Origin of the sequence: Siphonobacter sp., assembly GCF_048595215.1 — a bacterium.
GTDB lineage: Bacteria > Bacteroidota > Bacteroidia > Cytophagales > Spirosomataceae > Siphonobacter.
On the sequence record NZ_JBMDWJ010000075.1, the window covers coordinates 1 to 9,067 of the forward strand.

At 47.0% G+C, this 9,067-nt stretch carries 6 protein-coding genes; all 6 read right to left on the minus strand.

What is annotated here, in order from left to right; genetic code table 11:
* Nucleotides 1-2,292, minus strand: a 2,292-nt coding sequence (locus ACOJTG_RS04455) for a SusC/RagA family TonB-linked outer membrane protein (RefSeq protein WP_420152719.1), incomplete at its 3' end; no start/stop codon positions are given.
* A 493-nt stretch (nt 2,293-2,785) separates the two neighbouring features.
* Nucleotides 2,786-4,624 (minus strand): glutamine--fructose-6-phosphate transaminase (isomerizing), encoded by a 1,839-nt coding sequence (glmS, locus tag ACOJTG_RS04460; protein WP_420152714.1) that lies wholly within the window; start codon nt 4,622-4,624, stop codon nt 2,786-2,788.
* A 362-nt stretch (nt 4,625-4,986) separates the two neighbouring features.
* Nucleotides 4,987-5,463 carry a ferritin-like domain-containing protein gene (locus ACOJTG_RS04465; RefSeq protein WP_420152715.1) on the minus strand — a complete coding sequence of 159 codons (477 nt, stop codon included), beginning with the start codon at nt 5,461-5,463 and terminating at the stop codon, nt 4,987-4,989.
* A 172-nt stretch (nt 5,464-5,635) separates the two neighbouring features.
* Nucleotides 5,636-6,655 carry a class 1 fructose-bisphosphatase gene (gene fbp, locus ACOJTG_RS04470; RefSeq protein ID WP_420152716.1) on the minus strand — a complete coding sequence of 340 codons (1,020 nt, stop codon included), beginning with the start codon at nt 6,653-6,655 and terminating at the stop codon, nt 5,636-5,638.
* 256 nt (nt 6,656-6,911) lie between these two features.
* On the minus strand, nt 6,912-7,847 hold the full coding sequence (locus ACOJTG_RS04475) for a DMT family transporter (RefSeq protein ID WP_420152717.1): 936 nt from the start codon (nt 7,845-7,847) through the stop codon (nt 6,912-6,914).
* Between the two features lie 22 nt (nt 7,848-7,869).
* On the minus strand, nt 7,870-8,988 hold the full coding sequence (locus tag ACOJTG_RS04480) for an AI-2E family transporter (protein ID WP_420152718.1): 1,119 nt from the start codon (nt 8,986-8,988) through the stop codon (nt 7,870-7,872).
* Nucleotides 8,989-9,067: the final 79 nt, after the last annotated feature.

Below are 9,067 nucleotides of genomic sequence, written 5' to 3' on the forward strand. Positions count from 1 at the left end.
GACGCTGAACGAGTACTGCACCTCATTGACTCGATTCCGGTACGTCAGCACCCCTTCCAGACCCCGGTGAGCATCCGAATTCAGGTTCTCGTTGGGTAAGGTATAGCCTACTTCACTGGGTAGTAAGACATCGTAGCGGGCGGCGGGTAAGCCCTGGCGTAAACGTTCGAAGGCATCAAACGTACCCGAGAACTTGCCATCCCAGAACGAAAAGTCAATCCCTACGTTACGGGACGTATTTTCCACCCAGGAAAGGTTGCGAATGGGCAGCCCCCGAGGTTGCAGGCCTGTCACCAGATTTCCGTCAAACACGGCTGTACGACTGTTCCAGTTGTACCCCGGCAGGTAGCTGAAGGGAGGCACAATGAAATCGTTACCGCTCAAGTCACTACCCGTTTTTCCGTACGAAACCCGTAGCTTCAGATCATCCAGAAAATTACTGGTGCGATCTTTCAGGAAAGGTTCTTCGGACAATCGCCAGCCCAAGGATACGCCGGGGAAGAACCCGTACCGCCGATTAGGAGCGAAGAGAAAGGATCCGTCGTAACGGCCCACAGCCTCAAACAGGTATTTCTGTTTGTAATTGTAGTTTAAACGGCCAATGTAACCCGCCCGAGCCTGAACATTCCATTCATCAATCAATACATCCTGGTTTGCGAAATACTGAATCGGAATGTAGTTGTTCGGGGGTACGGTATGGACAACCATGTATTTATTGTCCTGATCGTACCGTTCGTAAGCAGCTACCGCCGAGATACTGTGATCTTTCCATTGCTTGTTGTAACTCAGCTGAACCTGAGCAAACCGGTCGATGATGTTACGTTTCCGACGTTCCCGCCAGGGGTTTTGATTTCCACCGCCCGGAACCACATTATACGTGTCCGTTGGTTCATCATAACGGTAGGCGTTATAGGTGTATTCAAATCCATCAAAATCAAAGTTGGTGAACGCGTAGGAATACGTGCCTTTCACCGACAGACCAAAATCAAAGTCATACTGAGCGTAGAAGTTCCCTTTACCATTCATCCATACTTCGTCAATGTAACCAGTAACGTCTTCTTTATACGTTGCCGGGTTTACGTTCACGTTGTGCGTCTGATTGATGTAATTTGGATTGTCGTTCGCGTAAGGCCGCTCGGTAGGCCACATGGTGAAGATACTGAGGAAGGGATTGAAATAATCATCCAGTCCGGGTACCCCTACCTGGTGGCGAAATTCCCGCCGGGCACTTAGCTGCGTACCGATTTTAAACCGTTTCGCCAGAGCTACCTCCACGTTGGTCTGGATGTTGGTTCGATTAAACCGATAGTCCTTAATCAACGCTTCCTGTCCCAGGTGTCCGACGGATACGTAATAGTTTACGGTTTCATTAGCCCCAGAAGCATTGGCATTGAGCGAAAACTGAGGTACGTTAGGCCGCATGACCATATCGTAATAATCGAAACTGCGGTAATTTTTCTCCGTACCTGCTTTCCACTTTGCCAACTCCTCGGGTGTCCAGGTCGTGTTAATCCGCTGATTCTGATCCGATTCGACCTGAGCCCGAACGTGCTGATAAGCATTGGCAGGACGTGGATACCGGGTGAAATTCTGCACCCCGTAATAGCCATTAATATTGATGAGTGGCTTGCTGCCGATCTTCCCGCGTTTCGTGGTTACCAGCACTACCCCGTTGGCTGCCCGCAATCCATAGATGGAAGCGGAGGCATCTTTCAGAATGGAAATGTTATCAATATCATTCTGACCCAAGTTGTTGAAATTGCCTTCATCCGAAGGAACGCCATCGATAATGAACAAGGGAGTACCCATGTTACGAATCTGGATATTCGTTCCGGCTCCGGGGCGGGCGTCGGCCTGACGAGCCGTAATCCCCTGAATTTTACCCACTAACGCTCCAGAAGTAGTAACGGCGGGTGTACGCAGCAGATCCGACGATTTCAGCGTACCCACCGCTCCGGTTACGGTAGCCCGCGACTGCGTGGTATACCCTACCACAACCACCTCACTGAGGTTTTTGGTATCGGGCTGGAGCGTAACCGTCAGTTGGGTAAGAGAGCCTACGGCCATTTCCTGCGGCACGTAGCCTACAAAACTGAAAATCAATACCGATTCATTATCGGGAACACTGATTTTAAATTTTCCCTGAGCATCCGTAATAACACCCCGGGTCGTCCCTTTGAGCAGAACGCTTACTCCCAGAAGCGGCTCACCGCTGGGACTGCTGACCGTTCCAGAAACGACTACATCCGCCGCTTGTACAGGCAGTCGTACGACACAACAGAGCAGTAGCATAAATAGCCAGAAGGTTGATCCTCCTGGTAAGAAAAGTCGATTTTTTAGCATAGAAGTAAAGGTTTTTAGGAAATCGATCAGGCAATACAGGCACAGGCTCCTTCGCTGGGCGAAGTGCACATCAAGGCAGATCAATACAAACTTGGATTGCAGAAAAGGCTCTCTTCTACAAATGGAAATACGTTACGTTACAGTCATAGTGGAAAGGATTAGGAAGCGATTGATTAGGTGTAAATTTAGCGGGAAGTCGTAAGTAACTAGCGGATTTATATTCACTATCCAAGAAAATAATGAATTTATCCACTATGACAAATGTATTGGTACTTCTACACCCGAACTCCCTGCCATTTACCGTCCACTGACTGTATTTTGACCATTTTATAATCTATCGAAGATCAATTTGTATATTCATTAGTAATTACACCTATTTTTTGAACGTATGTTTCTAAAAAAAGCCACCTATTTAGGTGGCTTTTTTTAGAAACAGGATAATTTATTCTACTGTAACCGATTTCGCCAGATTCCGAGGCTGATCCACGTTACAACCCCGCATCACGGCAATGTGATACGACAGCAATTGCAGGGGAATTACGGACAGAAGTGGCGTTAAAACTTCGTGCGTAATGGGGATTTCGATGACGTGATCGGCCATGGTTGGAATCAGTTTATCACCTTCCGTCACGACCGCAATCACCTTACCTTTCCGGGCCTTTACTTCCTGAATATTCGAAACAATTTTCTCGTACGACTGATCTCGCGTGGCGATAAATACGACGGGCATATCTTCGTCAATCAGGGCAATCGGTCCGTGTTTCATTTCCGCTGCCGGGTAACCCTCGGCATGGATGTAGCTAATTTCTTTGAGTTTCAGGGCTCCTTCCAGAGCTACGGGGAAATTGAGGCCTCGGCCCAGGTAGATGAAGTTACGGGCCTCGCTGAACAAGGCCGAAATCTCCCTGATCTTTTCGGCGTTTTTCAACACCTTTTCTATTTTTTCTGGAATACGTTCGAGTTCGAAGAGGAAACGACGGAAGGTATCTTCGTGCAGAATACCTTTTCGACGAGCCACGGCGATGGCCATCAGCGTGAGGACAGAAACCTGAGCGGTGAAGGCTTTCGTCGAAGCTACCCCAATTTCAGGACCGGCGTGCGTGTACGCTCCTGCGTGCGTAGTTCGGGGAATGGACGACCCCACGGCATTACAAACGCCTAGAATGATGGCCCCTTTCGACTTAGCCAGTTCGATAGCCGCCAGCGTATCCATGGTTTCGCCTGACTGCGAAATGGCAATAACTACGTCGCCTTCCTTGATAATGGGGTTTCGATAACGGAATTCAGACGCGTACTCCACCTCGACGGGAATACGGGCTAGTTCTTCAAAAACGTATTCAGCGACCAGTCCTGCGTGCCAGGAAGTACCACAGGCCACAATGACAATTCGCTGTGACTTGGCAATATCGTCCAGGTATTCCCGCAGACCACCGAGTACCAGATGTCCTTCATCGGCATTGACCCGGCCCCGGAGACAGTCCTTTACGGAACGGGGCTGTTCGAAAATTTCCTTGAGCATGAAGTGCTCATAACCGCCTTTTTCGATTGCTTCCAGCTCTAATTCAATGTGCTGGATGTAAGGAGACAAAACGATATTCTCGATATTCTTAACGGTCAGTTCACCCTCGCGTACTACTGCAATCTGAAAATCATCCAGGTAAATTACTTCGTTGGTATACTCGATAATGGGCGTTGCGTCCGAAGCAAAGAAATACTCGCCTTCCCCCACGCCAATGACCAGCGGCGAACCTTTACGAGCGGCAATCAGTGTACCGGGTTCTTCGCGGTTAATCAAAACGATGGCATACGCTCCCACCACTTCCTGCATGGCCAGCCGTACCGCTTCTTCGAGGGAACAATAGGTTTCTTTTTGAATATCTTCAATAAAGTTGACAAATACTTCCGAGTCGGTATCCGAATGGAACGCGTAGCCTTTGTTTTGAAGATTAAGTTTTATAGCTCCATAATTCTCAATGATCCCATTGTGAATTATCGCCAGCTTTTGTGTGTGCGAATAATGCGGGTGGGCGTTCCGATCGTTCGGTTCGCCGTGCGTAGCCCAACGCGTGTGCCCAATGCCAATATGGCTGCTGAGCTGTTCTTCGCCCAGTGACTGTTCCAGATCGGATACTTTTCCTTTTTTCTTATATACATTCAGGCCCGTATCGGTGAGCAGAGCTACCCCAGCCGAGTCATAGCCTCGGTATTCCAGTCTTTTTAGGCCTTTTATAATGAGGGGATAGGCTTCGCGATGCCCAATGTATGCTACGATTCCGCACATAGTTGATAAGGATTAATGGAAGAAATGTAATGGAGGGTTGATTAAACGCATAAATGCTTAAGCTTTGAGCAACCTACGTAAATACTACTTATTTTTATAGGCTACTCAAAACAAATAGATCGCGAATCAAATAAAAAGCAAAAATCCTTTTTTATGCATAAAATACTAAAAACCAGCTACTTAATTAATAATTTTAAAGATATATTCTGTTATTTTAAAATTATTTTTAATAAGCATTTTTATCCATTAAACTCCCTTATATTCAGCTTATAAAGCATAAAATAACTACTTCTTCAAAAAGCATAAAACAGAAAAGGCGACCACTACGTAGCGATCGCCTTTTCTATTATTCAAAAGATTTATTAGCTCAAAGAAGCATGCAGGTCACGGTATTTCTTTACCGCATCATGTGAATCCTTCAGCTTTGATTTTTGTGTACTGATCAATTGACGTACATCTGTGGTCATTGTCGCGTCTGATTCCAGAGCCGTTTGATAGGCTTCCTGTGCGGCGTCTTCACCAAACTCGCAGTTTTCAAGAATGGCTTTCCGATCTTTACCAGAGAAGGCAGCTTTGATGTCCATCCATACGCGGTAGAACTTACCGGAAGTTGTCGTTTCGTCGGTAGGCGTGCCTCCCAGGCTAACAATTTCACGGCTCAGTTCATCCCGGTACGTACGGCTTTCGTCGGCAAAGCGATTGAACAAAGCTTTTAGGTCAACGTCTTCGAGTTCAGCTTCGTTTACTGCTTTTTCGTATCCAGCGATCCGGTCATTATTAATACGCACTAAATCATTAAGTACATCTACTAATTTGTCGTTCGTTACTGTAGTTTCCATGACTTATTTATTTAAGGTTGATACTCTTATGGTAATTCTATAAGAAAAACCTAAGCCAAAAATAATAAATCATTGAAAATCAATAACTTAAACCAACAGTAAACTTAATAAACCTGTAGAAAAGGATTCCCATTCGAGCACTTATGGGTAAGCGTTGACTGTACGATTAGCTTTATTCTATTATACTGCTTTGTTCAACGTATACTTGCTCCGCTTCCTTGACCATAGTACTGGAACCAATGCACAGCGGGCTTCGCTGGTGTAAGTTCTTGATTTCTACTTCTAATAAACGTTGCTTCCCATCCGTAGCCATACCACCTGCCTGCTCCACAATAAAGGCTAAGGGATAACATTCATACAGCAACCGCAATTTGCCTTGGGGCGTTTTACGGGTGGGCGGATAGAAGTAAATGCCCCCTTTCAATAAATTCCGATGAAAATCACCCACAAGCGATCCGATATATCGGGCTGAGTACCGACGAGTGCGGCACAAGTCAATATAGCGGAGGATAGCTTCCGGAAAATCGGGCATGTTCCCATCGTTAATCGAGTACAGATTGCCATCCTCCGGAATCTGGATGGTGGGATAGGAAAGGAAAAATTCGCCCAGTGAAGACTCGTACGTAAAGCCATTAACACCGTGGCCCGTTGTGTAGACCAGTACCGTTGACGAGCCGTAAAGCACGTATCCGGCCGCTACCTGAGCTTCGCCGCCCTGCAAAAAATCGTTTGCATTGACCTTAGTACCCTGTGGACTCAGACGACGATAGATGGAGAAAATGGTACCGATTGAAACATTCACATCAATGTTGGAAGATCCATCCAAGGGGTCAATGGCAACTACGTATTTGGCTTCGTCGTTTCCGGTTAAGACAATGTTTTCTTCTTCTTCCGACACGATCCCGGCCACTTCACCGCCGTTTCTCAGGGCCCGCATGAACCGTATATGAGCGATCATGTCCAGTTTTTGCTGGGCTTCTCCCTGGATATTGGACGTTCCGATGGCTCCAGTCACATCCACTAGACCCGCTTTGTTTATTTCCCGGTTTACAATTTTCGCCGCCAGGGCTATGTCCCTTAAAAGTTGCGAAAGCTCACCGGTAGCGAAGGGAAAAGCTTCCTGATTGCGTTTGATAAATCGATCCAGGGTTACGCCGACGGGCAGGGCAATGGTTTCATCCAAAAAGGTCATAGTCGGTGCTCGTTTAAACGGTTTTGAAAAGGTTGGAATAGAAAGATTGAGTTTATAAAGGCACAGCATTCCCGTCCGTATGAAGCCCGAAAGGCGACAACAGTTGAGCTTCCTACGCTCACGCGTATTCTTAAAAAAATTAAGGAATTGTTTAACGGAAAGAGGCTAAGTACTACTGAGGATAAGACGATTAAAGCAAAAGCAGACCCTGCTTGTTATCAAAAAAATCTAATCTTTTTTTGATAACAACTGATCTTTATTTAGCGGATGCAGGCGTTCGTTTCCTCCAGGCAATGAGCACCCCACTGCTAATGACCAACGTGATTCCGAGGAGCACAGGCAGGGAGGGTAGAGCGTCCCCTAGTAATAACCCTAGCAGTAGCGAAAAGACAATATTTGAATAACCAACCGCCGATACCCGACCTGCTTTATCCATGCCTAAGGAACGCGTCATGGCGAGTTGAGCCGCCAGAGCCGCAGCTCCCATTCCTAGTAAGACGAGCCACTCCCAGCCCTGCGGCCATACGAAACGACCGAGCCACAAACTTTCTGACTCGGGCCAATATTCGCCCAATACCATAGATAGAGCCGGTAAGATCAGACCCGATAGCATAAAGGAAAGAACAATGGCCCGCGTATCGTAATAGCGATTAAGTCCTCGAATAGACAGGTAAGAAATAGCCGTCAGTAACGCACAACTCAGCCCAATCAGGTGCCAACGAAGAGGCATGGTTACATCGGGTCGAAAAATGAAGAGAATTCCCACAAAGCCCAATCCAATCGCCGCCCACTCCCGACGGTTGAGTTTTTCGCCAAAAAACAGAAAGGAAAGAATACTTAGAAAAATAGGATAGGTATACTGATAAGCCGAAGCCGTACCAAGCGTCAGGGTTCGTACCGAATAAAAAAGCATGTAAAGAGAAGCCGTACCCACTACGCCCCGAAAAATCAGTAGGAAGGGTTTGCCGCCCGGCTGCTGCATGGGACGGCGTTGGAGGCTGATTAAAATAAAGGTAGCCCCTACCAGGTTCCGGAAAAACACCAGTTCTACGGCATCGAAACGGGTACTGAGCTGCTTAGCGGTCAGCGTCATGATCGCAAACAGCAGGGAAGCCAGTAGCATCAATACAACCGCTGAAGGTTGATAGCGTTGATTATTTTTCTGAATCGGTTCGGCCGTAGATGATTGCATACTGGGAAGAAAGCTTTTGGAATCAACCGTTTTCGGCCTTTCTGCGTTCCCAGATTCGCATCCACCGCGGCAACATCGGTTGTTTGGCGTCGTCGGGCTGATCATCCCCAATGAGTATGCCCCAGGGTTCCAGTCCTTCAACCCGATCAAAAACTACTTTCATCAGGGCAATCGCCGGAATGGAAAGAAACATCCCCGATACACCAGCCAATGCTCCGCCAATGAGTACACCAACGATGGATACTAAAGCGTTGACCTTTACTTTCGAACCGACAATCATCGGTACTAAGAAGTTATTATCGATGAACTGTACGGCCAGAAATACTCCTACTACGCCCAACAGCATCGATGGCTCTGGATTGTTAATGAAGACAACGGCTACGGCAAGTACTGTGGCAATGATGCCTCCCAGATAAGGAATTAAATTCAGAATAGCAGCGATGACGCTCAGCATGATGGCATATTCTACGCCCAAAGCCAGTAAGCCCAGAGCATTAAGAATGGCTACACAAGCGGTTTCGAGCAGTAGACCCACCACGTAACTTTGAATCACCGCCTTTACCTGCCCAATAATTTCCCAAACCCGCCCGGCATGTTCTTCCTCGAAGAGTGATACCAGAAACTTGAGCAACATGGCCCGGTAGTACAGTAGCAAAAACACGTAAATGGGAATCAACGCCAGCGTACCGAGTGGTCCCGAAATAGCGGCTAACGCTCCCGTACCACCCTGCAGGTTTTCGAGCGTTTTTTGCTGGGCCTGTTTGATGTACTGAGCCTGTTTAGTATAACTCACATTGTACTCCTGGCGAACCCAGCGGCGGGCGGTCCGGTAAAAATCATTGATATTATCCTGCAGCTTCGGAAGATCGTCCGAGAAGTTAGAAATCTGGATGGAAATAAAAACAGCGACGCCCGACAATACGATGACAGCCAATGCCAGGGTTAAACAAATAGCGATTACTTTATGAATACCCCTTCGCATCAACCAGGCTTCCACGGGTCTTAACAGAATGGCCAATAAGCCTCCCAACGCCAGCGGCACAATAATTTCCTGTCCAATGTAAATACCCAGCGTAACGAGGCTAATGATAATTAAAGAGTGAGAAGCCCGGTGATAGAACGGACGGTCGGAAGCTGGCATATGGATAATTCGTAAAGGAGCTGACTAATGAACCTTCCTTTGATTAAAAAGTTTTAACGTACTCAAGTCTTAAGATTAA

What these genes read in the sequence shown, in the direction of transcription:
- glmS (WP_420152714.1), bottom strand. Translation starts at nt 4,624, where the DNA reads ATGTGCGGAATCGTAGCATACATTGGGCATCGCGAAGCCTATCCCCTC.
- ACOJTG_RS04465 (WP_420152715.1), bottom strand. Translation starts at nt 5,463, where the DNA reads ATGGAAACTACAGTAACGAACGACAAATTAGTAGATGTACTTAATGAT.
- fbp (WP_420152716.1), bottom strand. Translation starts at nt 6,655, where the DNA reads ATGACCTTTTTGGATGAAACCATTGCCCTGCCCGTCGGCGTAACCCTG.
- ACOJTG_RS04475 (WP_420152717.1), bottom strand. Translation starts at nt 7,847, where the DNA reads ATGCAATCATCTACGGCCGAACCGATTCAGAAAAATAATCAACGCTAT.
- ACOJTG_RS04480 (WP_420152718.1), bottom strand. Translation starts at nt 8,988, where the DNA reads ATGCCAGCTTCCGACCGTCCGTTCTATCACCGGGCTTCTCACTCTTTA.